The organism is Actinocrispum wychmicini, assembly GCF_004345645.1.
GTDB classification, from domain to species: Bacteria; Actinomycetota; Actinomycetes; order Mycobacteriales; family Pseudonocardiaceae; genus Kibdelosporangium; species Kibdelosporangium wychmicini.
In genome coordinates this window covers 1,509,234-1,531,012 of record NZ_SLWS01000001.1, presented here as the reverse complement: position 1 = coordinate 1,531,012, position 21,779 = coordinate 1,509,234, and the positions used below count along the sequence as shown (strand labels likewise).

The 21,779-nt window shown below is 69.2% G+C and carries 19 protein-coding genes; 15 read left to right on the top strand and 4 right to left on the bottom strand.

Features of this window, described 5'->3' with window-relative positions; genetic code table 11:
- Positions 1 to 88: 88 nt before the first annotated feature.
- Positions 89 to 877 (bottom strand): SGNH/GDSL hydrolase family protein, encoded by a 789-nt coding sequence (locus EV192_RS07715; RefSeq protein ID WP_132112412.1) that lies wholly within the window; start codon positions 875 to 877, stop codon positions 89 to 91.
- A 150-nt stretch (positions 878 to 1,027) separates the two neighbouring features.
- Between EV192_RS07715 and EV192_RS07710 the strand changes: the two genes are divergently transcribed.
- From EV192_RS07710 to EV192_RS07695, 4 genes are all read left to right on the top strand, one after another.
- Positions 1,028 to 1,618: an SACE_7040 family transcriptional regulator gene (locus EV192_RS07710; RefSeq protein WP_132112410.1), complete on the top strand. Its 591-nt coding sequence runs from the start codon at positions 1,028 to 1,030 to the stop codon at positions 1,616 to 1,618.
- A gap of 36 nt (positions 1,619 to 1,654) precedes the next feature.
- Complete coding sequence (locus EV192_RS07705; RefSeq protein WP_132112408.1) at positions 1,655 to 2,500, top strand: SAM-dependent methyltransferase; 846 nt, start codon at positions 1,655 to 1,657, stop codon at positions 2,498 to 2,500.
- A gap of 361 nt (positions 2,501 to 2,861) precedes the next feature.
- A complete protein-coding gene (locus tag EV192_RS07700; RefSeq protein ID WP_132112406.1) occupies positions 2,862 to 4,994 on the top strand; it encodes an EAL domain-containing protein in 2,133 nt (710 codons plus the stop codon).
- Positions 4,995 to 5,169: 175 nt separating this feature from the next.
- Complete coding sequence (locus EV192_RS07695; protein WP_243726723.1) at positions 5,170 to 5,595, top strand: hypothetical protein; 426 nt, start codon at positions 5,170 to 5,172, stop codon at positions 5,593 to 5,595.
- Here EV192_RS07695 and metX read toward each other — a convergent pair.
- Both metX and EV192_RS07685 read right to left on the bottom strand, forming a co-directional pair.
- Positions 5,584 to 6,669, bottom strand: a complete 1,086-nt coding sequence (metX, locus tag EV192_RS07690; RefSeq protein ID WP_132112402.1) for a homoserine O-acetyltransferase MetX — start codon at positions 6,667 to 6,669, stop codon at positions 5,584 to 5,586. The two genes, EV192_RS07695 and metX, sit on opposite strands and share 12 nt — an antisense overlap.
- Positions 6,666 to 7,967 (bottom strand): bifunctional o-acetylhomoserine/o-acetylserine sulfhydrylase, encoded by a 1,302-nt coding sequence (locus EV192_RS07685; RefSeq protein ID WP_132112400.1) that lies wholly within the window; start codon positions 7,965 to 7,967, stop codon positions 6,666 to 6,668. Before EV192_RS07685 ends, metX begins: the two co-directional genes overlap by 4 nt.
- A 248-nt stretch (positions 7,968 to 8,215) precedes the next feature.
- Between EV192_RS07685 and rdmE the strand changes: the two genes are divergently transcribed.
- Both rdmE and EV192_RS07675 read left to right on the top strand, forming a co-directional pair.
- A complete protein-coding gene (rdmE, locus tag EV192_RS07680; protein ID WP_132112398.1) occupies positions 8,216 to 9,748 on the top strand; it encodes an aklavinone 12-hydroxylase RdmE in 1,533 nt (510 codons plus the stop codon).
- A gap of 10 nt (positions 9,749 to 9,758) precedes the next feature.
- Positions 9,759 to 10,622 (top strand): SGNH/GDSL hydrolase family protein, encoded by an 864-nt coding sequence (locus EV192_RS07675; protein ID WP_132112396.1) that lies wholly within the window; start codon positions 9,759 to 9,761, stop codon positions 10,620 to 10,622.
- On the opposite strand, the gene EV192_RS07670 is transcribed toward EV192_RS07675, so the two are convergent.
- Complete coding sequence (locus tag EV192_RS07670; RefSeq protein ID WP_165960236.1) at positions 10,596 to 10,988, bottom strand: VOC family protein; 393 nt, start codon at positions 10,986 to 10,988, stop codon at positions 10,596 to 10,598. The two genes, EV192_RS07675 and EV192_RS07670, sit on opposite strands and share 27 nt — an antisense overlap.
- A 61-nt stretch (positions 10,989 to 11,049) precedes the next feature.
- On the opposite strand from EV192_RS07670, the gene EV192_RS07665 reads away from it, so the two are divergent.
- The 9 genes from EV192_RS07665 (at position 11,050) to EV192_RS07625 (ending at position 21,759) form a co-directional block, all read left to right on the top strand.
- On the top strand, positions 11,050 to 11,397 hold the full coding sequence (locus EV192_RS07665) for a PadR family transcriptional regulator (protein ID WP_132112392.1): 348 nt from the start codon (positions 11,050 to 11,052) through the stop codon (positions 11,395 to 11,397).
- Positions 11,394 to 11,837: a VOC family protein gene (locus tag EV192_RS07660; RefSeq protein ID WP_243726680.1), complete on the top strand. Its 444-nt coding sequence runs from the start codon at positions 11,394 to 11,396 to the stop codon at positions 11,835 to 11,837. The genes EV192_RS07665 and EV192_RS07660 overlap by 4 nt, the downstream gene beginning before the upstream one ends.
- A gap of 242 nt (positions 11,838 to 12,079) precedes the next feature.
- Positions 12,080 to 13,606, top strand: coding sequence for a PucR family transcriptional regulator (locus EV192_RS07655; protein ID WP_132112388.1), 1,527 nt, complete (start codon positions 12,080 to 12,082; stop codon positions 13,604 to 13,606).
- Between the two features lie 118 nt (positions 13,607 to 13,724).
- The gene (gene ald, locus EV192_RS07650; RefSeq protein WP_132112386.1) at positions 13,725 to 14,834 is read left to right on the top strand and encodes an alanine dehydrogenase; all 1,110 of its coding nucleotides are present in this window, start codon (positions 13,725 to 13,727) and stop codon (positions 14,832 to 14,834) included.
- Positions 14,835 to 15,542: 708 nt separating this feature from the next.
- A complete protein-coding gene (locus tag EV192_RS07645) occupies positions 15,543 to 15,734 on the top strand; it encodes a hypothetical protein (RefSeq protein ID WP_132112384.1) in 192 nt (63 codons plus the stop codon).
- Positions 15,731 to 16,153 (top strand): hypothetical protein, encoded by a 423-nt coding sequence (locus tag EV192_RS07640; protein ID WP_243726679.1) that lies wholly within the window; start codon positions 15,731 to 15,733, stop codon positions 16,151 to 16,153. Before EV192_RS07645 ends, EV192_RS07640 begins: the two co-directional genes overlap by 4 nt.
- 36 nt (positions 16,154 to 16,189) lie before the next feature.
- The gene (locus EV192_RS07635) at positions 16,190 to 17,110 is read left to right on the top strand and encodes an ATP-binding cassette domain-containing protein (RefSeq protein WP_132112382.1); all 921 of its coding nucleotides are present in this window, start codon (positions 16,190 to 16,192) and stop codon (positions 17,108 to 17,110) included.
- The gene (locus EV192_RS07630; RefSeq protein ID WP_132112380.1) at positions 17,107 to 17,934 is read left to right on the top strand and encodes an ABC transporter permease subunit; all 828 of its coding nucleotides are present in this window, start codon (positions 17,107 to 17,109) and stop codon (positions 17,932 to 17,934) included. Before EV192_RS07635 ends, EV192_RS07630 begins: the two co-directional genes overlap by 4 nt.
- A gap of 39 nt (positions 17,935 to 17,973) precedes the next feature.
- Complete coding sequence (locus EV192_RS07625) at positions 17,974 to 21,759, top strand: ABC transporter ATP-binding protein (RefSeq protein WP_132112378.1); 3,786 nt, start codon at positions 17,974 to 17,976, stop codon at positions 21,757 to 21,759.
- Positions 21,760 to 21,779 lie beyond the last annotated feature (20 nt).

Here is a 21,779-nt window from a genome sequence, read left to right as displayed (position 1 = left end):
ATCGTTAACTCCTCCGTCCATGTTAGCGATGACTAACCGAAGACGAAAGGCCCGGGTCAGGCGACCCGGGCCTTCGGCGGGAGAACGCTCAGCCGGTCACCCGGTTGAGGGCGACCAGGTAGCCCTTGGCCTGGCCGTCCTTGGTCGGGTGGTACGACTCGCCGACCGGCCAGGTGAGGCTGTTGAGCCACCGGTCGCTCGAGCAGATCTCGTGGTTCGTCCAGATGGTCCGGATGTCCACGAAGGTGAACCCGGCCGCGGCCGCTCGCGCCGAGGTCACCGAGGCCAGCGCGTCGGCGCCGCTGTTGATGGCCGACCGCTTGGTGTCCGACAACCCCAGGATGCAGTTGCCGGGGACCTTGTAGAAGTGCGGGTAGCCCAGGACGATGACGCGCGCGCTTGGCGAGCGCTGCTTGATGGCCGCGTAGACACTGTCCAGCTTGGCCGGCAGCTCGTTGTTCACGAACGCCTTGCCCTGGTTGACCCGGTTGATACAGGTCTGGTCGTCGTTGAGGGTGCAGGTGGTGATCACGTCCACGAAGCCGGCGTCGTTGCCGCCTATGGAGATCGTGACCAGGGTGGTGCCGGCGTTGAGCGAGCCGACCTGGCCGGACAGCACGTCCCCGGTGCGCGCCCCGGAGCAGGCGGCGAAGGTGAACGAGGAAGGACTGTGGCTGTTCGCCCACAACTGTGGATAGGCGCTGGCACTGCGGTCACAGCTGCCCCCGCTGTAGGGGCCGCCGGTGCCCACACCGGACGAGTACGAATCGCCCAGCGCCACATAGTTCGCCCCGGCGGCGTTGGCCGGAGCGGATACCGCGACGAGGCCCACGGCAGTGGCCGCGAGGCATAACAAGGTACGGAACGGTCGCTTCATTGAGCCCTCCGCGAGTTACCCAAGCAGGATTGGGACTTTCATCATCGTCAGGCTTTGTCGATTGTGGAAGCACCTGGTGAATTGTTAACCCGTCCGCCGGTACCGCGTCACTGTTAGCGCTCGCTAACTTCGCCGGGCTAGCATTGTGACGTGTCGTCACACCCCGTACCGGCCGGCACCCCAGGGTCCCGGCGTGAGCAGATCCTGGCCGCCGCGGCGGAGCTGTTCGCCCGGCACGGCTTCCACGGCGTCGGCATCGACGACATCGGCGCCGCGGTCGGCATCTCCGGCCCGGCCCTCTACCGGCACTTCCGGAGCAAGGACGCGATGCTCGGCGAGATGCTCACGGCCATCAGCGAGGTGCTGCTGGAGGGCGGGCTGAGCCGGGCGGAGAAGTACCCGGACAGTTCGGTCCGGCTGGCCGAGCTGGTCCGGTTCCACGTCGACTTCGCGCTCGACAACCCGGCGTTGATCACCGTCCAGGAGCGCAACCTCGGCAATCTCGCCGACCCGGACCGGCGCCGGGTGCGCACCCTGCAACGCCGGTACGTGGAGGTGTGGGTCGAGACGATCCAGGACGTGGTGACGGGCATCGGCGAGCCGTCCGCCCGCGCCGCGGCCATGGCGGTGTTCGGGCTGATCAACTCGACCCCGCACAGCCGGCAGCTCGACCGCACCCAAATGGGTGCCTTACTCCGCCGGATGGCGATGTCGGCCCTCACCCGGGGTTCGCTCGGGTAGGCTGCGAGATCCCGTACGTCTCGACGAGAAGGCACCATGGCCGGCGACCGGCGCTGGATACCGGACGACATCGACCCTGGACGGCCGAGTATCGCCCGGATCTACGACTACGCCCTGGGCGGCGGGCACAACCTCGCCTGTGACCGGGCGGTGTTCTACCAGATGCTGGAGATCCAGCCGAACATCCGGGAACTGGCCTGGAACAACCGCGCGTTCATGCGCCGCGTCGTGCTGTTCATGGTCAAGTCGGGGGTCCGGCAGTTCCTCGATCTGGGCTCGGGCATCCCGACTGTGGGCAACGTGCACGAGATCGCCCAGAAGGTCGACGCGGCGTGCCGGGTGGTGTACGTCGACCGCGAGGAGGTGGCGGTCGCGCACAGCCGGCTGCTGCTGGAGGACGACCCGCTGGCGGACATGGTCGACGCCGACATCGCCCGGCCCGACCAGGTTCTGGGGCATCCGAACGCGGTGCGGCTGCTCGACTACCACCAGCCGATCGGCCTGCTCGCGCTCACGGTGGGCCAGTACATCCCGGACAACCGGGTGGTGTCCGTGTTCGACGAGTACCGTGCGGCGCTCGCGTCCGGCAGCATGCTGGGGATCAGCCACGGCACCGACGACTTCGAGGACGTCAACACGCACACGATCTTCGAGACCGCCGCGGTGGCCGGCGGGGACCGGATGAGCGTCCGGACCAAGGCCGAGATCCTTCGGTTGTTCGGCGACTTCGAGCTGGTCGAGCCGGGACTGGTGGCGCCGTCGAAGTGGCGGCCGGACAGCCCGCCGCCGACGCGGGCGGCCCAGAGTGGCGACGGCATGTGGGCGGGTGTCGGGACCAAACTCTCCGTGACGACTGCGGAACGGATATTTCCGGATCGATAGAGTCGAAATCACTCCTCGGTCATCACTCTTTTGGAGCAGTCCACACTACTGTGGGCAACCATTTGTCGGTGCACACTCGCCTGAATGGGCCGGGAGGGTGCGCCCGTCTACCGGCGGGCTACTCCGCTGAGTAGCCTGACCATCACCAGAACACACGAGAGAGGTGTCCGGAAGCCGTGCGGTGCGACCCCAGTACTCGCCTACACAGAGTTCCCGGCCGCCGAGATCGAATGCCCGGACGGCGGTAACCGCCGGTCCGGACCGATCCGATATCTCGTCGGAGAACACGCGAATCCAGAAATGTCCCGACCAGCAAGAGGTGTGGTGTGAGGCCGAGCCCCCGAAGCACGGTGGCGCGTCGGTGAACGACCAGACGCCGCTGGATCCCGAGCGCGCCCGCCGGCGGCTTGAGGTGGCCAAGGCCTGGGCCCATGTGGTCGGCCGGACCGCCTACGTGCCGATGACGATCGACGAGATGACCGAGTTCCTGCTCGCGCAGGTGACCGTCCTCGCCGACGCGCTCAACGCGGACATGTTCGACCCGTCGCCCGCGGTCGACGTCGGCCGGGCCCTGGTGAACAACGACTTCACCGGTCCGGAGAGCCTCCAGTGCACGGTGGAGATCCTGGCCGCCGCGCTGCTGCTGGACTCCGACCGCCGGGACAAGCCCGGGTTCGCCGAGCGGGTCGTCGGCCTGCTGTCCGGGCTGGCCACCGGGTACGCGTCCGGGATGCGGCTGCGCACGCTGGAGCAGCAGGAGCACATCAAGCAGGCGCTGCTGAAGGCCAAGCGGGAGGCCGAACGCCGGGAGCGGGTGGCGAACGACCGGTTCGAGGAGGTCTTCCTCGGCTCGGCGATCGGCATCGCGCTGACCGACATGTCCGGCCGGTTCGTGCAGACCAACCCGGCGCTCGCGCACATCCTGGAGTGCGAGCCGGGCGACCTGGCGGACCGCAACGTCAGCGAGCTGTTCCCGGCTGCGGACGTCGACGACGTGGTGATCTCGTACCGCGAGGTCACCGAGGGCATCACGCCCCGGATCCGGGAACGCCGGCGGATGCTCCGCCAGGACGGCACGTACGCCTGGGTCTATCTGGTGATCTCGTTGCTGCGCGATGACCGGGGTGTGCCGCTCTACCACATCACCATGGTGGAGAACCTCAGCGAGCTGCAGGCGCTGCAGAACCAGCTGGGCCAGCAGTCGGTGCGGGACATGCTCACCGGGGTGGCGAACCGGCAGCACTTCCAGTCCAAACTGGACGCGGTACTCGAGGGCGCCGGTCCGGACACGTCGATCACGTTGCTGCACATCGGGATCGATTCGTTCTCGGTGATCAACAACGGGCTCGGCCACCTGGTCGGCGACCGGATGCTGCAGGTGGTGGCCAACCAGCTGCGGGCGATCGTGGCGGACCACAACGCGGTGGTCGGCCGGGTCGGCGGCGACGAGTTCGCGATCCTGATCGAGAACAGCGAGCACACCCCGAACTACCAGGAGCTGATCAACGAGATCAACAACTGGCTCGCCGAACCGACGTTCATCGGCGAATCCGGCGTCGCGGTCTGCGCGAGCATCGGTGTCGTCGAGCACACCGGGCGCGTGTTCGGCCGGTTGGACCTGTTGCGGGCGGCCAACTCCGCGATGCGCCGCGCCAAGGCCGTCGGCAAACGCCAGTGGGAGATCCACAACGTCCACGACGACGCCGACGACCGGGCCCGGTTCGCGATCACGTCCGGCATGCCCGGCGCGTGGGAGTGCGGCGAACTGGACGTCGAGTACCGGCCGATAGTCGGCCTGGCGGACAACAGGACCGTCGCGCTCGAGGTGATGCTCCGCTGGCAGCACGCGGAGGAAGGCCGCCTGATCCGGCACTACGAATGCCGGGACATGGCGGAGAGCACGGGTATGTCGCTGACGATCGGGCCCTGGGCGTTCGACCGGGCGTGCGCCGCGCTGGCCAAGCGGCCGCCCGCGAACGTCCGGCTGTTGCTGCGGTTGACGCCGCTGCAGTCGTCCGACGGTAACCTGGCCGCGGTGGTGAACCGGGTGGTCGCCCGGCGCGGACTGCCCGCCGAGCAGATCGAGATCTCGCTGGACGCGCGGGCGGTCGTGGCCGACCGCGGTGAAGCCCAGTCCAACCTGCAGGCACTGCGGGACAACGGGGTCGTGGTCGGCCTGCACGAGTTCACCGGCAGCCAGACCGAGTTCGCGATCGTCGAGGAGCAGGAGATCGACTCGGTGATCCTGGCCGGCTCGGTCACCGCCACCCGGCCCGGACCGGACTCGGTGCTCACCAAGCTGACCGGCTCGATGATCGCCACGCTGAGCCAGATGGGCGTGACAGTCGGCGTCGTGGACGTGCCGACCGCGCAGGACGCGGCCTGGTGGCACGCGATGGGCGTCACACTCGCCCAAGGCGACTTCGCCGGTCAACCAGGAGACCTGGACACCCAGCTGTCCGAACATCCGGCCCCGTCTGGCAACGGGGCGTGACAGCTCGCCCGAGCTTGCGAGGGCAAATTCCACACCGTAGATCATTCGGCCGCGCGGGTATCCGCGTGGCCGGCCTTGCGTTTCCGCCCTACCGCTGGTGGAAGATGTCGTAGTGGACCCGAACTCTCCGCCGCCGCCGAGCATCATCGCCGTCGCCAGTGCCGCGTTGGCGTCGATGCATGCCGGGCACGACACGGGCGCGGTCGACCAGATGACCGCGTTCGCCCGTGACCGCGGCCGCGAGGAGGCGACCGAGCTGATGCTCGTGCTGTTCCAGGAGTGCAGCGCGATGGTGGCCGCGTTGGGCTCCGGCGGCACGGCCCCGGTGAAGATGCAGGTCTACGACGACGACGGCCACGAAGTCCCGATCGACGAGGCCGACCCGCCGGTGCGGACCGCGGTCCGTACTCTGCTCGCCCAGGTGCACGGCGACACCGAGGCGGCGAAGGACCAGATCGACATCGCCATGGCCAACGCCAGCCCGGCCGAGATGGCCATGGTGATGATGCAGGCGCTGCGGTGGACCATCAAGCTGGCCGCCGAGTGCACCTCCCGCGACCTGCCCGTGGCCCTGTGGATCACCGCGGCGCTAGGTTCCTAGCAGCTCCTTGACGAGCCCGGAGACCTGCTGGGTCTCGATCAGGAACGCGTCGTGGCCGTACGGTGAACGCACGATCCTGAGCTCGCCGGCTCCGGTGATCCCGTCGGCCAGTTGGACCTGTTGGTAGAGCGGGTACAGCCGGTCGCTGTCGACTCCCGCGACGACCGTCCTTGCGGTGACCCGGCCGAGCGCGGCCCGCACTCCGCCCCGGTCCCGGCCGACGTCGTGGGTGTTCATCGCCTCGGTCAACACCAGGTAGGAGTTGGCGTCGAACCGGTTCACCAGCTTCGCCGCCTGATGGTCCAAATAGGACTCCACGGCCCAGCGGCCGTCACCCTGCTCGGCGCGGCCGAACCGGGTGGCGAGCTCGTTCTCGCTGCGGTACGTGACGTGCGCGATCCGCCGGGCGATCCCCAACCCGGTGAGCGGGCCGGTCGTGCCGTAGTAGTCGCCGCCCGAGAAGTCCGGGTCCGCCCGGATCGCCGCCAGCTGCGGCGCGGCCCAGGCGATCTGGTCCGCCGACGCGGCCGCCGGGCAGGCCAGCAGGAGCACCGACGCCACCCGGTCCGGGGCCGTCACCGCCCATTCGACCGCGCGCATCCCGCCCATCGAACCGCCCAGCACCCCGGCCCACCGGTCGATGCCGAGCGCGTCCGCGAACGCCGCCTCGGCCGCCACCTGGTCCCGGACGGTCAACGCGGGAAACCGGCTGCCCCAAGGCTTTCCGTCCGGCCCGGGGCTGGACGGCCCGGTGCTGCCCTGGCAGCCGCCGAGCACGTTCGGCGCGAGGACGAAGTACTGGTTGGTGTCCACCGCCTTGCCCGGCCCGATCAGCCCGTCCCACCACGCCGGGCTGGCCTGGCCGGGCACGTCCGGACCGGCGACGTGACTGTCCCCGGTCAGCGCGTGCAGCACCAGCACGGCGTTGGACTTCGAGGGGTTCGGCAGGCCCCACATCTCGTACGCGATCCGGACATTCGGCAGGGTTGTTCCTGAGTCCAGTGTCAACGGCCGGGGCAGGTGGACCCACCGGCGCCGGCCGGCCGGGTCCCCCTCCCGCCAGCCAGCGGTCACGTGTTCGCCTTCGCCGCGCGGAAACCGGCCTCCAGGTCGGCCTTGAGGTCCTCGATCCCCTCCAGCCCCACGGAAAGCCGGACCAGCCCGGGGGTGACGCCAGTGACCGCCTGCTCCTCGGGGCTGAGCTGGCTGTGCGTGGTGCTGGCCGGGTGCACGATCAGGCTGCGCACGTCACCGATGTTCACCAACTGGGAGAACAGTTCGGTGCCGTCCACGAACGCGCGTCCCGCGTCGACGCCACCCCGCAGCTCGAACGACACCACCGCGCCCGCGCCCTTCGGCAGGTATTTCCGCGCGGCTTCGTGCCACCTGCTGCTCGGCAGGCCCGCATAGTGCACAGCCAACACCTCGTCCCGCTGCTCCAGCCACTCCGCCAGGGCCCGTGCGTTCGCCACGTGCCGTTCGATCCGCAGCGACAACGTCTCGATGCCTTGGATGACAAGGAAACTCGTCAGTGGCGCGATCGCCGCCCCGGTGTCCCGCAGCAGCTGCACCCGCAGCTTCGCCGCGAACGCGCCGTGCCCGAGCGCCGGCCAGTAGCGCAGTCCGTGGTAGCTCGGGTCGGGCTCGTGGAAGTCCGCGAACCGCTCCGCGTGCACACCGAAGTCGAACCTGCCACCGTCGACGACGATACCGGCGATCGCGGTGCCGTGCCCGCCCAAGTACTTGGTGGCGGAGTGGATGACGATGTCGGCGCCGTGCTCGATCGGCCGCAGCAGGTACGGCGTCGGCACGGTGTTGTCGACCACGAGCGGGACACCGACCTTGTGTGCGACGCCCGCCACCGCTTCCACGTCGAGCACGTGGCTGCGCGGGTTCGCGAGCGACTCGGCGAAGAAGAGCTTGGTGTTCGGCCGCGCGGCCGCCCGCCAGGCGTCCAGGTCGTCCGGGTCGTCGACGAAGCTGACCTCGATGCCCAGCTTCGGCAGCGTGTAGTGGAAGAGGTTGTACGTGCCGCCGTACAGCGAGGCGCTGGACACGAGGTGGTCGCCTGCGTGCGCGAGGGTGAGGATCGCGGCGGTCTCGGCGGCCTGCCCGGACGCGAACGCCACGGCGGCGACACCGCCTTCGAGCGCGGCCACCCGCTGTTCAAGGACGTCCTGTGTGGGGTTGTTGATGCGGGTGTAGATGTTGCCGGCCTCGGCCAGGCTGAACAGGTCCGCGCCGTGCTGCGTGTCGCGGAAGACGTACGACGTGGTCTGGTAGATCGGGGTGGCCCGCGCGCCGGTGGCCGGGTCGGGCGCGGCGCCGGAGTGGATCTGCTTGGTGTCGAAGGACCAGCCGTCGGAAGACATAGGTATCTCCTGGAATCGCGGATAAGGGTGAACTCAGGCAGCAGCGCGACAGGCCATGCTCGTCACGCGCATGCAGTCCACATACGGCCGGGACACGAGCAGATCCATGTTCAGGGACGCTAGCCCGCCGCCTCGGCTGACGACACCGCGTCCACTGGGTGGAACGACCTACAGTCCACCTTGGACTCCAGATGCCTCGTTTCAATAGACTCTTGCACATTGAGTCTCTTAGTGTCTAAGATGCTTTCATGACCGATGTAGTGATCGTTGGTGCCGGCCTCGGCGGCACGTCAGCAGCCATGTTTCTGGCCCGGCAAGGCGTCCAGGTCCTGGTCGTGGAGAAACACGCGGGCACGTCCCCACACCCGCGGGCCGCCGGGCAGTTCCCGCGGACCATGGAGTTCCTCCGGATCGGCGGGGTCGCCGAGCGGATCCTGGCGGCCGCGCCGCCGAACGACGGGTTCAAGATCAAAGTGGCGGAGAGCGTGCGCGGCAAGGTCCTGCACACGATCGCCGAGGACTTCAGTGAACTGCTCGCGGCCGTCGAGAAGGTCACACCGGCCGGCTGGGGGTCGGCCAGTCAGGACCAGGTCGAGCCGATTCTCCTGGACAAGGCCCGGGAACACGGCGCCGACGTCCGGTTCGGCACCGAGCTGACGTCGTTCGAGCAGGACGCCGACGGAGTGAACGTCCAGCTGCTCGATCTCGCGACCGGACGCGTCGAGCAAGTGCGCGCCAAGTACCTGATCGCCGCCGACGGCAACCGCAGCCAGATCCGGGAACGTCTCGGCATTCCCCGTACCGGCAAGGGCAACCTGGGCAATGCCATCGGCATCGTATTCGACGCGGACCTGTCCGGTCTGCTGCCGGACGGGGAGACCTGGCTGTACTACCTGCAGAATCCGAAGTTCACCGGCGCGTACGTCACGTCCAACTACGCCAACCGGCACATCTTCGCGCTGGAGTACCACCCGGAGCAGGGCGAGTCCATGCACGACTACCCGCCGGAGCGGCTCGCCGAGTTCATCCGGATCGGGCTGGACAGTCCGGATCTCGAACCGGAGATCGTGTGGACCGGCCCGTGGGAGACGGCCGCGAAGGTCGCCGAACGCTGGCGTGCCGGCCGGGTGTTCCTCGTCGGCGACGCCGGCAAGGTCACGCCGCCGACGGGTGGCATGGGCGGCAACGCGGCCGTGTGCGACGGCTACGACATCGCGTGGAAGCTTGGGGCGGTACTCAGGGGCGAGGCCGGTGACGGGCTGCTCGACACGTACGAGGCCGAGCGCAAGCCGTACGCCCAGCTCGTGGTGAACGAGTCGCTGTACAACTACGTCCAGCGGCTGGCCCCGCACATGGCGGGCGACGACATTCCCGAGCCGGTCGGCCACCCCGAGGTCGTCCTGGGCTACCGCAGCCGGTCCACCGCCGTGGTCATCGACGACGACGACCCCGCCCCGGTCGAGAACCCCTTCGAACCGTCGGCCCGGCCCGGTTTCCACGCGCCGCACGCCTGGCTCGCGCCCGATCAGTCCACTGTGGACCTTTTCGGCGACTGGCAGCTGTTCACCGGGCCGGACGGGTACGAGGCGTGGCAGGAGGCGGCGAAGCACGCGCCGATCGACGTCGGGGTGCACAGCCTGGGTGAGCACGCGGACGTCTACGGCGTCGGCGCGCAAGGCGCGAGCCTGGTCCGGCCGGACGGCGTCGTCGCGTGGCGCACCACCGACACGGCGGACGGCGAATCCCTCAACGAGGTTCTCCGCCGAGTGCTGTCTTGTTAGGTTGTCCGGCATGCGGATCGTCGTGGCTCTGGTGGCCCTGCTCGGACTGATCACCCTGGCCACGCCGGCCACGGCGGCTGGATCGCGCGGCGGCTACGTCGCCCTCGGCGACTCGTACGCGTCCGGCCCCGGTATCCCGGACCAGACCGGGACACCGGCCGGATGCGCGCGGTCGAACCACAACTACCCGGCGCTGCTGGCGAGCTGGCTGCGGGTCAAGCTCACGGACGTCAGCTGCGGCGGCGCGAAGACCACGGACATGACCGCGCCGCAGAAGGTCACGGGCGGCGTGAACCCGCCGCAGCTGACCGCGTTGACCAAGGACACGCAGGTGGTCACGCTGATGATCGGCGGCAACGACATCGGCTTCGGCGAGATCCTGCAGACGTGCGGCAGGTTGGGCGCTTCCGACCCGACGGGCAACCCGTGCGAGAAGCACTACCAGGCCACCGGCAAGGACGAGCTGGCCGGTCGCGTCGCCGCGACCGCTCCGAAGATCGCCGCGGTGCTCGACGGCATCCGCAAGCGTTCCCCGCACGCGCACGTCGTCGTGGTGGGGTACCTGCGGATCCTGCCGCAAACGGGCAGTTGCTTCCCCGCTGTCCCGTTCGCGACAGGCGACGGACCGTACTTCGACTCCGTCGAACGGCTGCTCAACACGATGCTGGCCGACCAGGCGCGCCGGCACGGCGCCGCGTTCGTCAACCCGTACGCGTTCTCCGCCGGCCATGACGCCTGCCAGGCGCCCGACCGCAAGTGGGTCGAGGGCCTGGTCCCGACGTCGCCGTCGGCGCCGATGCACCCGAACGCCCGGGGCATGCAGACGGTCGCCCTGGTGGCGTTCCCGTCAGTCCTCTTCGGACTTCTGGGTTAGCCCGTACCGCGTGCCCTCGTTGTCCTCGAACACCGACCACCAGCCGAAGTGCATCTTCGCCGGCGGCGTCGGGAACTTCACGCCCCGGGCGGCGAGCTCCTGGTGCGTCTGCTCGAGGTTCTCGGCGTAGAACATCACGTTCGACGTCGGCATGCCTTCCGGTGTCTCCCCGGCCGACCAGCCCGGCAGCCGGGTCGACAGCACGAGCCGGATGTGGCCGTCCGGGGAGTCGATCTCGATCCACCGCTGCCCTTCGCCGTAGGCCTCGTCCCGGGCGAGCGGGAAGCCCATCTTCGTCGTCCAGAACTCCTTGGCCTGGCCCTGGTCCTCCACGTAGAGGATGGCCTGGCGCACCCCACCGATCACAACTATCCCTCCTGGATATATCCACATCGGATACAACGAGTCCGGACTGTAGACTGCCCGCATGCCGGACCGCAATCCTCCCCTCACCCCCGCGGGGTTCCAGGTGCTGCTCGCCCTGGCAGGCGGGCCCGCGCACGGCTACGCGATCATGCGGTTCGTGGAGGAAGTCTCCGACGGAACTGTCCGGCTCGGTCCGGGCACGCTCTACCGCACGTTGCAGCGGCTCGTCGTGGACGGCATGGTCGTCGAGGTGGCGGGCGACAGCGAAGAGCCCCATGACGCCAGACGTCGTTACTACGAACTGACCGCGCAGGGACGGACGGCTGCGGCCGAGGAAGCCGCCTTGCTGGCGCGCCTGGTCGAATGCGCCGCGCGCGCCGGCCTGATGGCAAGGCAGAAGTCGGCGTGAAACCGAGTCGCGCGGTCAGTCTCACGCCGCACGTGTTCGTCCGGGACGTGCCCGCGGCCCTGGAGTTCTACAAGAAGGCGTTCGGCGCCGCCGAGGTGTTCCGCAACGTCCTGCCGGACGGGACGGTGCTGTTCGTCGACCTGGCGGTCGGCGGCGGGCGGCTGCTGATCAGCGAGGAAACGCCGCAGCTCAACGCGTTCAGCCCGGCGGCCCTGGGTGGCTCGCCGGTGATGCTGACACTGGAAGTCGAGGACGTGGACGACCTGGCCAGGCGCGCGATCTTCGCCGGCGCGACGGTGGAGATGCCGGTCGACGAGATGTTCTGGGGCGAGCGGTACGGCATCGTGCGCGACCCGTTCGGTCACCGGTGGGCGCTGTGCTCGACGCGGGACGAGATCTCCCTGGACGACATCATCCGGAACTCGCCGAACGAAGTGTGAAGGTCCGGGGCGCGGTGGTGTGGCCGCCCCCGATGACGGCCACACCACCGCTCGCATACCCGACGTCAGTCGGGCTCGCGGGCCCCCTGGTTCACCCCGTCGTGAACCTTCAACGTCGTACCCCACTCGGTCTTTCCCGAACCGCTTTTTCCCAAACCCTCTGATCACAAGACGACCGAGGCCCCCAAAAGGTTGCGCGTGTTCCGGACGAAAGTTCGCCGAAAACCGATCACACTTTGTCCATGACGACCGTGCGGGGCCTGGTTGACCGGGTCGGCCCGACCCTGTTGCGGACCGTCCTGCCCGGCGACCGGCCAGTGACCGACGTGGTGATCGCCGAAGGCGGCCGGCGCACGCACGTCGCCGAAGGCGACCTGGTCCTGGGGGTCGCGGTGACCACCCCGGCCAAGGCCGCCGAGTTGGTCGAGCGCACCGAGGGCGCGTCCGCCGTGCTGCTGAAGCCCCCGCTGGCCGCCAGTCCAGGCGTGCTCAGCGCGGCGCGCGCCAACGGCACCGCGGTCGTCGAGGTGCACAACGGCGCCGCGTGGGCCCAATTGGTCTGGTTGCTGCGGACCGTTCTGGACGCGGCGGCCGACGACGAGTCCGGCGCCGAGCCGGGCGCGGCGGGTCTGGGCGACCTGTTCCGGCTCGCCGACGCGGCGGCCGCCGTCGTGGACGCGCCGGTCACCATCGAGGACGCGAACTCGCGGGTCCTGGCGTACTCGGCGAGGCAGGACCGGACGGACCCGGCACGGATCTCGACGATCATGGGCCGGCGCGTGCCCGACGACGTGCTCGCCCGGTTCCGGTCGCGTGGCGTGTTCCGGGAGCTGAGCCGTGGCCGGACCACCATCTTCGTGCCCGCTCAGCAGGACGGCACGCTGCCCAGGCTGATCGTGCCGATCCGGATGGGCGGCGAACTGCTCGGCTCCATGTGGGCGGTGGTCCCCGGGCCGGTCGCGGACGAGCGCGCGGCGGCGTTCGCCGACACCGCACCTGTCGTCGCCCTGCACCTGTTGCGGCGCCGTGCCTTGGCGGACGCCGAACGCCGGCGGTCCGCCGAGCTCGTGCGAACCATGTTGCAGGGCAAGGGAAGCGTACGGCTGGCGGCGGCGGAGCTGGACCTGGAGGACGAGCCGCACCGCGTTGTCGCGATCGACGTCGACTCGGGTGACGTGCTCGGCGCCGAGGGTCTGCGACTGGCTTTGTGGGAGCGGATCACGGCCGGCGTGGGCCGACGGCTGGCCGTCACGGAACTGCATGGCGTGCTGTACGCGATCGTCCCGGACCGCGCGGGCTGGCCGGCGCTGCGGGACGCACTGTGGTCGGAGTCACAGGCATTGGTCGGGGTCGGCGCGCCTGCGGAGGTCGTCGACCTGACCGAGTCGCGTGCCCAGGCGGAAGAGGCCCTCGGGCTGGTGCGGGCCCGGCTGATCGACGGTCCGGTCGCCGTTCACGACGAGTCGTGGCCCGTGGTCGCCCTGCACCGGGCCGCCGTCGCCACCGTGCCGACGGGCGCGGCGGACCTGGGACCGATCCCTTTACTCAGAGCGCATGACGAGCAGGTCGGCACGTGTTACGTGGACACCCTGTACGAGTGGCTGCGGCATCCCGGCGACCCCAAGGCGGCCGCGCGGGAGCTGCGGATCCACGCGAACACCCTGCGGTACCGGATCACCAAACTGGTCGAGCTGACCGGCCTGAACCTGGACGATCCGGACACCCGACTGGCGTTGACGGTCCAGCTCGCCACCGGCCGCTGGGCCTAGGGGTTGTGCTCGGAACACAACACGATCACCCCTACCTAGTGCCAACGGCATGATGACATGGCCCAAAGTGTGCGGGACCGTGGTGAAAACCACCCGAATGGCCCTGTAGGAGCGTCAGGTGAAGATCGCAGTCCCCCGTGAGATCAAGAACCACGAGTACCGGGTCGCCCTCACCCCCGCAGGCGCCCACGAACTGTCCAGCCGCGGCCACGAGGTCTACGTCCAGGCCGACGCGGGCGCCGGATCGGCCATCCCGGACGAGGAGTACCTCGCGGCCGGCGCGAAGATCCTGGCCACGGCCGAAGAGGTCTGGGCCGAGGGCGAGATGGTCATGAAGGTCAAGGAACCGATCGCCGCGGAGTACAAGTACCTGCGCGACCAGGTCCTGTTCACCTACCTGCACCTCGCCGCCGACAAACCCCTCACCGAGGCCCTGCTGGCCGCCGGCACCACCGGCGTCGCCTACGAGACGGTCCAGACCGCTCGCGGCGCCCTCCCCCTGCTCGCCCCCATGTCCGAGGTCGCGGGCCGGCTGGCACCCCAGGTCGGCGCGTACTCCCTGATGCGTCCCTCCGGCGGCCGTGGCGTGCTGCCCGGCGGCGTTCCCGGCGTGCACCCGGCCAGGGTCGTGGTGATCGGCGGCGGCGTGGCCGGTGTGAACGCGGCCCGGATCGCCGCCGGGATGGGCTCGGACGTGGAGATCCTGGACACCAACGTGGACCGTCTCCGGCAGATCGACGTGGACTTCGGCGGCCGGATCCGAACCCTGGCCTCCAACCGGTACACCCTGGAGCAGGCGGTCCTCGAAGCCGACATGGTGATCGGCGCCGTGCTGATCCCCGGCGCGAAAGCCCCGAAGCTCGTGTCGAACGAACTGGTCGAGCGGATGAAGCCGGGCTCGGTCCTGGTGGACATCTCGATCGACCAGGGCGGCTGCTTCGCCGACTCCCGCGCGACCACCCACGCCGACCCGACGTACATGGTCCACGACTCGGTCTTCTACTGCGTGGCGAACATGCCCGGAGCCGTCCCCCGGACCTCCACCTATGCCCTCACCAACGTGACGCTCCCGTACGCGGTGGCATTGGCGGACAAGGGCTGGCACGCAGCGCTGAAGGCGGACGGAGAACTGGCCCTTGGCCTGAACACCCACGCCGGAGCCCTGACCAACGAGCCCGTCGCCGAAGCCCACGATCTGCCGCACACCGCCCTCTCCACAGTCCTCTAAGACAGGCATCGGAGAAGAGGCCCCGGCTACCAGCCGTGGGCCTCTTTCACTGCGGTGGAGATGTGTTGCTCCGGACCCCAGCTCTAAAAGACATGCCTTCGCCAGGCGGGCAGATCGACCAGGAGGAGGGGGGCGCCCTTCCTCCCACCCGACCTGTCAAAGACAACCACAGGCGTCAAGAGGTCCGTATCGCCGCCGCTCGGGGTTGCTTCGCGTAGGCGGACCTCTTGACCCCTGTGGTTGGGCTGCGCCCAGGTCGGCCGGGAGGAAGGACGAAGCACACCCCTGTTACGCGAGCACGCGTCAACCCTGCTTGCTGTTGTCGTTGTTTGTTCTGCGGCTCCGCCGCAGCGGCCGCGAGCGGGTAGTGAGGCGGCGAAGCCGCACGTGGGGGGTTTGGGGGGCTCGGCCCCCCAAAGATACGGGGCCCCTGGAGAAGCGAAGCTGAGCCCGCCTCAGCGAAGACGGGAGGTCCAGGGGCGACCCGCTCAACCAGCCTGGGGGTCACCGGGAGCGGGTCGCCACTTACTAGCTTAGGCAATAACGGGCTCGGGCGCTGCACTGGGGGGTCGGTTGTTCGGTGATATTTATCAACACACCGGTTGTTGGTGTGGTGAAAACCTCTTCTGGTCGGTGGTTGCCCCGGGTGGGGGCTTAAGTCACGGTCTGGTCACGCCGATTGTCTTTGAGTGAGCGTTGAGGCGTGTCGTGGCTGAGCCGCGGTGGGATTTCGGGTGTCATGACCTGTTCGGTCGGGATCGGGCGTTGACTGTTCTGGTGGACCATGGGCGGGTGCTCCTGGTGCCGCCGGCCGGGGCGTCGGCGGTGTTGTCCGCGCAGCAGACGCGGAGCCTGAGACAGGCCCTTGACCAGGCTGAGGACCGGGCGAGCGAGCCGTGACCGATCCGGTGGACGAGACGTTGCGGGCCGCGGTGCTGCGGCGGCTGGACTTGTTGGATCAGATGGCTGACGAGGGGGATCCGGCGACTTTGCTGCCGTTGGCCCGGTCGGAGATCAGTCGGCTGGCCGATGGGTGGCGGCTGTTGTTGACGGTGCACCAGCCTGGGCCGGACCGGAAGTGCGCGGCTTGTCCGCGGGGTTGGCGGGGGCGGCGGTGGCCGTGTCAGGTGTGGCGAATGGCACATGAGCATCTGATTGGCGAAGGTTTGCCACATCGGGAGCGGCGCCGTCCGTTGCGCGACTCGCTGGGGCGTGCGCTGCGGATGTCCCGGGCCCGGGATGTGCCTCCTGAGTCGTTGGTCGAGCAGACCACGGAGATTCCGCGGGTCCATCGGACCGATCCACGTCGCCGCGCCTAACCGTCCCGTTATGTCCCGCTACGGCACTATGTGCGGATGCACGACGGTAGCGGTCGGGTGGTGGTCCAGAACCTGACCAAGACGTTCGGTCAGGTCCTCGCGGTACAGAACCTCAGTTTCACGGTGGAGCCAGGCACGGTCACCGGCTTCCTCGGCCCGAACGGCGCCGGGAAGACGACGACCTTGCGCATGCTGCTCGGCCTGGTGACGCCCACCGCCGGGTTCTCCACGATCAACGGGCAGCCGTTCCACCACCTGGGCAATCCGGGGCGCGTGGTGGGTGCCGTGCTCGAGGCGCAGAGCTTTCATCCCGGGCGGACGGCCCGTAACCACCTGCGCGTGTACGCGCGTGCCGTTGGCGTGCCGGATCATCGCGTTGAGGAAGTCCTGCACCTGGTCGGCCTGACCGACGCCGCCGGTCGCGGACCGGGCGGTTTCTCCATGGGGATGCGCCAGCGGTTGGCGTTGGCCACGGCGTTGCTCGGTGATCCCCAGGTGCTTGTGCTGGACGAGCCGGCCAACGGCCTTGACCCCGAGGGCATCAAGTGGCTGCGGACTTTCCTGCAGCGTTTCGCCCGCAGCGGGCGGACCGTGTTGGTGTCCAGTCACCTGCTCGCCGAGATCGAACAGACCGTGGAGCAGGTGGTGATCATCAGCCGCGGCCAGACCATGTACTACGGCTCGCTCGACGACCTCCGCAAGTCCCAGCGCTCCCGGGTGATCGTGACACCGTCCGACCCGGCGGCGTTGCTGAAGGCGTTGCAGGAGGCCGGTTACGCCGCGATCGAGCAGTTGCCCGACGGGGTGCTCGCGGTGTGGGACGCGGAGGCGCGGCAGGTCGGCGACATCGCGTTGGCCGCCCAGGTGGCGATCTACGGCCTGGAGTCCAGGCACGCCGACCTCGAGCAGATCTTCTTCCAGTTGACCAGCGGCCAGTTCGCCGGGAGGCCACAGTGAGCCTGTTGCTGAGCGCGGAGTACCGCAAGGTCTTCTCCACCAAGCTGTGGTGGGCGCTGCTGATCCCGGCGGCCGTCGTCAGCCTCGCCTTCACGTGGGGCGGCGCCGCCATCGGCGCGTTGGGTGAACTCAGTTCACGGGGTCCGTTCCCGGTGGCGCTGCCCGCCTTCGCCCAAGGCATCAGCATCGCCACAGTCTTCGCGTTGATCCTCGGCGGCACCGCGGTCACCGGGGAGATGCGCCACAAGACCATCACCACGAGCTACCTCACCGCGCCCTCACGCGGCTCGGTCCTCGTGGCCAAGCAACTCGTGTACGCCTCGATGGGGGCCTTGTACGGGCTCGTGTGCATGCTGGCCGCGACACTGGGCGCGCTGCTGGGCGACAACTTCCCGGACGCCAAGGCGTGGTTCACCGTGGCGGGCGTCGGCGTGATCGCGATGATCCTGTGGACGCTGTTCGGGGTGGGCCTCGGCGCCTTGATCGGCAACCAGTTGGGAACCATCGTCGGCGGCGTGGTGTACGCGATAGTCGTCGAGCCGATCGCCAACACGGTGATGCGCTTCAACGACCTCGGCGAGATCCCACCCTTCCTGCCGAACAAGACCAGCAGCGACATGGTCTCCACGCTCTCCATGGACCTCTTCGTGCAAGGCCTGCCCGCAGGCCTCCGCCGCGGGGAGTATCTCGACAACCAGGCCCGCGAACTGCTCGGCCTGCAGTACTCACCATCCTGGTGGGGCAGCGGCCTGCTGTTCATAGCCTGGACAACAGTGTTCGGCCTGGCCGGCCACCTCACCGCCCGCCGCAGGGACATCACCTGACAGTCCGGAATTGTCGGTGGTACGGCATAACCTGGGTTTGTGGCTGAAACTTCTGGACCGACCTCGGCAACCACCGAGGGGTGGATACGGCGGCTGACCCGGGCGTGCTGGCGGCACCCTCGGCTGGTGCTGCTGTCCGTCCTGGCTTCCGTTGTGGGTGTTGGTTTCCAGGCGGTTGGGCCGCTGCTGGTCAAGGTGGCGGTGGACGACGCGGTTGGCGGCCGGACCAATGGGCTGGTCGGGTTGGTGGTCGTGCTGGTCACCTTGGAGCTGCTGACGTTCGGGAGCGCGTTCCTGCGGCGGTATCTGGGTGGGCGGCTGGCCATCGACGTCCAGCACGACCTGCGGCAGCGGGTGTTCCGGTCGGTCCAGCGGCTGGACGGGGCGCGGCAGGACGCGTTGCGGACCGGGCAGGTGGTGTCCCGGTCCATCACGGACCTGCAGTTGGTGCAGGGGCTGCTGTCCATGGTTCCGTTGGCGATCGGGACCGTGGTGTTCGCGGTCGTCGCCGTCGCCGCGATGTTGTGGCTGTCACCGTTGCTGACGTTGGTGGCGTTCGTCGTTGTGCCCGTGGTCGTGTACGTGGCCATGCGCACCCGGAAGCGGGTGTTCCCGGCCACTTGGTCGGCTCAGCAGCGGGCCGCCGACCTCGCTCAGCACGTTGAGGAGACGGTCACCGGCGTGCGCGTGGTCAAGGGCTTCGGCCAGGAGACCGCCGAGGTCACGCGGCTGGAAAAGGCGGCGCGCAAGCTTTTCGCGGAGCGGATGCGGGCGGCGAGGCTCGTCGCGAGACCCTCGGCGACCTTGGTGGCGATGCCCGCCGTCGGGCAGGTCGGGGTGTTGGCGCTCGGCGGTTGGATGGCGCTGCACGGACAGGTCACCTTGGGGACGTTCCTCGCGTTCACCAGCTACGTGGCGAACCTGGTCGGGCCGGCGCGGCTGCTGTCCAGCCTGATGGTCAGCGCCCAGTTGGCCAGGGCCGGTGTCGAGCGCGTGTACGACCTGATCGACTCCCAGCCCGAGGTGACCGACCCGGCGGACCCCGAGCCGGTGCCGGTCGGTCCGCTCAAGGTCGACCTGGACGGCGTCCGATTCGGCTACACCCGCAGCGAACCGGTGCTGGACGGCGTGTCCATCACCGTCGCGCCAGGCGAGACCCTCGCCCTTGTCGGCACTGCCGGGTCGGGCAAGTCGACCGTGTCCATGCTGCTGCCGAGGTTCTACGACGTCCATGAAGGCGCGATCCGGATCGGTGGCGTGGATGTCCGGAACCTGCGGCTCAACGACTTGCGGCAGGCCGTCGGCGTCGTGTTCGAGGAGGCGTTCCTGTTCTCGGACACGGTCCGAGCGAACATCGCGTACGGCCGGCCGGAGGCGCGGGACGACGAAGTGTTCGCGGCGGCCAAGGCGGCGCAGGCGCACGACTTCATCATGAACCTGGCCGACGGCTACGACACCGTTGTGGGCGAGCGCGGGCTCACGTTGTCCGGCGGGCAAAGGCAGCGCGTGGCGTTGGCGAGAGCACTGCTCACTGATCCACGGGTCCTGGTGCTCGACGACGCCACGTCCGCCGTGGACACCGCGACCGAGTCCGCGATCCACGAGACGCTCAGGGACATCACGGAAAGCCGCACCACCATCCTCATCGCGCACCGGCGGTCCAGCCTGGGCCTGGCCGACCGGATCGCCGTGCTCGACAGCGGCAAAGTCGTGGACATCGGCACCCACCAGGAACTCACCGAACGCTGTGAGCTGTACCGCAACCTGCTCGCCGGCCCGGGTGAGGCGATCGAGGACACCCATCGCTGCGCCGAGCAGGACCTGGCCGAAGGCGGCGTGACCGAGGCGCTTTGGCCGCAGGACGCCCAAGACCACGAAGACCCGGTCGCTCGGGTCCGTGTCGCCAGTGTGAGTGTCGGCCGGCGGGGTGGCGGTGGCGGCATCGGCGGCGCGATCGGTGGTCTGCCGCCGACTCCCGAACTGCTCGAACAGGTCGAGGCCTTGCCGCCGGCGAACGAGCGACCCGACCTGGCGAACGAGGATCCACGCGAGCCCGACCCGAGATTCTCGCTCGGCCGGCTGCTCCGGCCAGTCCGCCGGGGCCTCGCGCTCATCGGCCTGTTCATGATCGCCGACGCGGTGGCGTCCATGGCCCTGCCGTCGCTGGTCCGCTACGGCATCGACAACGGTGTGAACACCGGCACCACCACCGGGTTGTGGGTGGTGGCCGGGCTGGGCCTGGTGATCGTGGCCGCGGACTGGCTGATCACGTCCAACAGCGCGGTGCTGACCGCACGGCTGGGCGAACGGCTCCTTTTCCTGTTGCGGGTGCGCAGTTACGCGCAACTGCAACGGCTCGGGCTCGACTACTACGAGCGCGAGATGGCCGGCCGGATCATGACGAGGATGACCACGGATGTGGACGCCCTGTCGACGTTCCTGCAGACCGGGCTGATGACGGCGGTCACGAGCCTGCTGACCGTGGTCGCGGTGACGGTGGCCCTGGTGGTCACGGATTCGGCGCTGGCGCTGGTGGCGTTGGCCGTCCTGCCGATCGTGATCGTCAGCACGGTGATCTTCCAGCGGGTGTCGTCGGTGGCGTACGCCGAGGCGCGGGAGCGGGTGAGCGCGGTCAACGCCGACATGCAGGAGAACGTCTCCGGCCTGCGGGTGGCCCAGGCGTACACGAGGGAGGACCGGTCGGCGGAGGCGTTCGCTCAGCGCAGTGACGCGTACCGACGGTCCCGGGCCCGCGCGCAGCGGTACATCGCGACCTACTTTCCTTTCGTGGACATGCTTTCCGGCTTCGCGCGGGCCGCTGTGCTGGTCGTCGGCGCGCACCGGGTGGCGGAGAACACGTTGAGCCCGGGGGTGCTGCTGGCGTTCCTGTTGTACCTCGGGTTGTTCTTCGCGCCCGTGCAGCAGCTGTCCGGGGTATTCGACGGCTACCAGCAGGCCAGGGTCGGCCTGCGGCGAATCGGTGAACTGCTGCGCACCCCGACGTCGGTCCCGCCCGCGGAGCACCCTGTCGCCGTGCCCGCCAAGCTGCGCGGCGAGGTGGAACTGCGGGACGTGTCGTTCCACTACCCCGGCGTCGACGAGCCCGCCCTCGACCGCGTGACGTTACGCGTCCGGCCAGGCGAGACCGTGGCCCTGGTCGGCGCGACCGGCGCCGGAAAGTCCACATTGGTCAAACTGGTCGCCCGCTACTACGACGTGAGCGACGGCGAGGTCCGGGTGGACGGCGTGGACATCCGGCGGTACGACCTGAGCGGGTTCCACCAGCGCCTGGGGGTGGTCCCGCAGGAGGCGCACCTGTTCACCGGCGACGTGGCCAGGAACGTCGCCTACGGCCGGCCGGACGCCTCCCAGGCCGAGATCGAGGACGCGGCGCGGTCGGTTGGCGCGCTGACCATGGTCGCCGGCCTGCCGGACGGGTTCCGCCAGCAGGTCGGCGAGCGCGGTCAGGGCCTCTCGGCTGGACAGCGTCAGTTGGTCGCGCTCGCCCGCGCCGAGTTGGTGCGGCCGGACATCCTGTTGCTCGACGAGGCGACGGCCGCGCTCGATCCGGCGACCGAGTCGGCCGTCCTCGTGGCGAGCGAACAAGTGGCCCGGTCCAGGACGACGTTCGTGGTCGCGCACCGGCTCGCGACCGCTGCCAGGGCGGACCGGATCGTCGTGCTTTCGGGCGGCCGGATCGTCGAGGAGGGCAGCCACGAGGAACTGCTGGCCGCGGACGGGCAGTACGCCCGGTTATGGAGCTACGGGACCGTGGCCGACGCGCCCGACGACGACCTGGCGAGATCAGGGGCCGACGGCTCGTGACCTGTTCGTGATCGATCAAG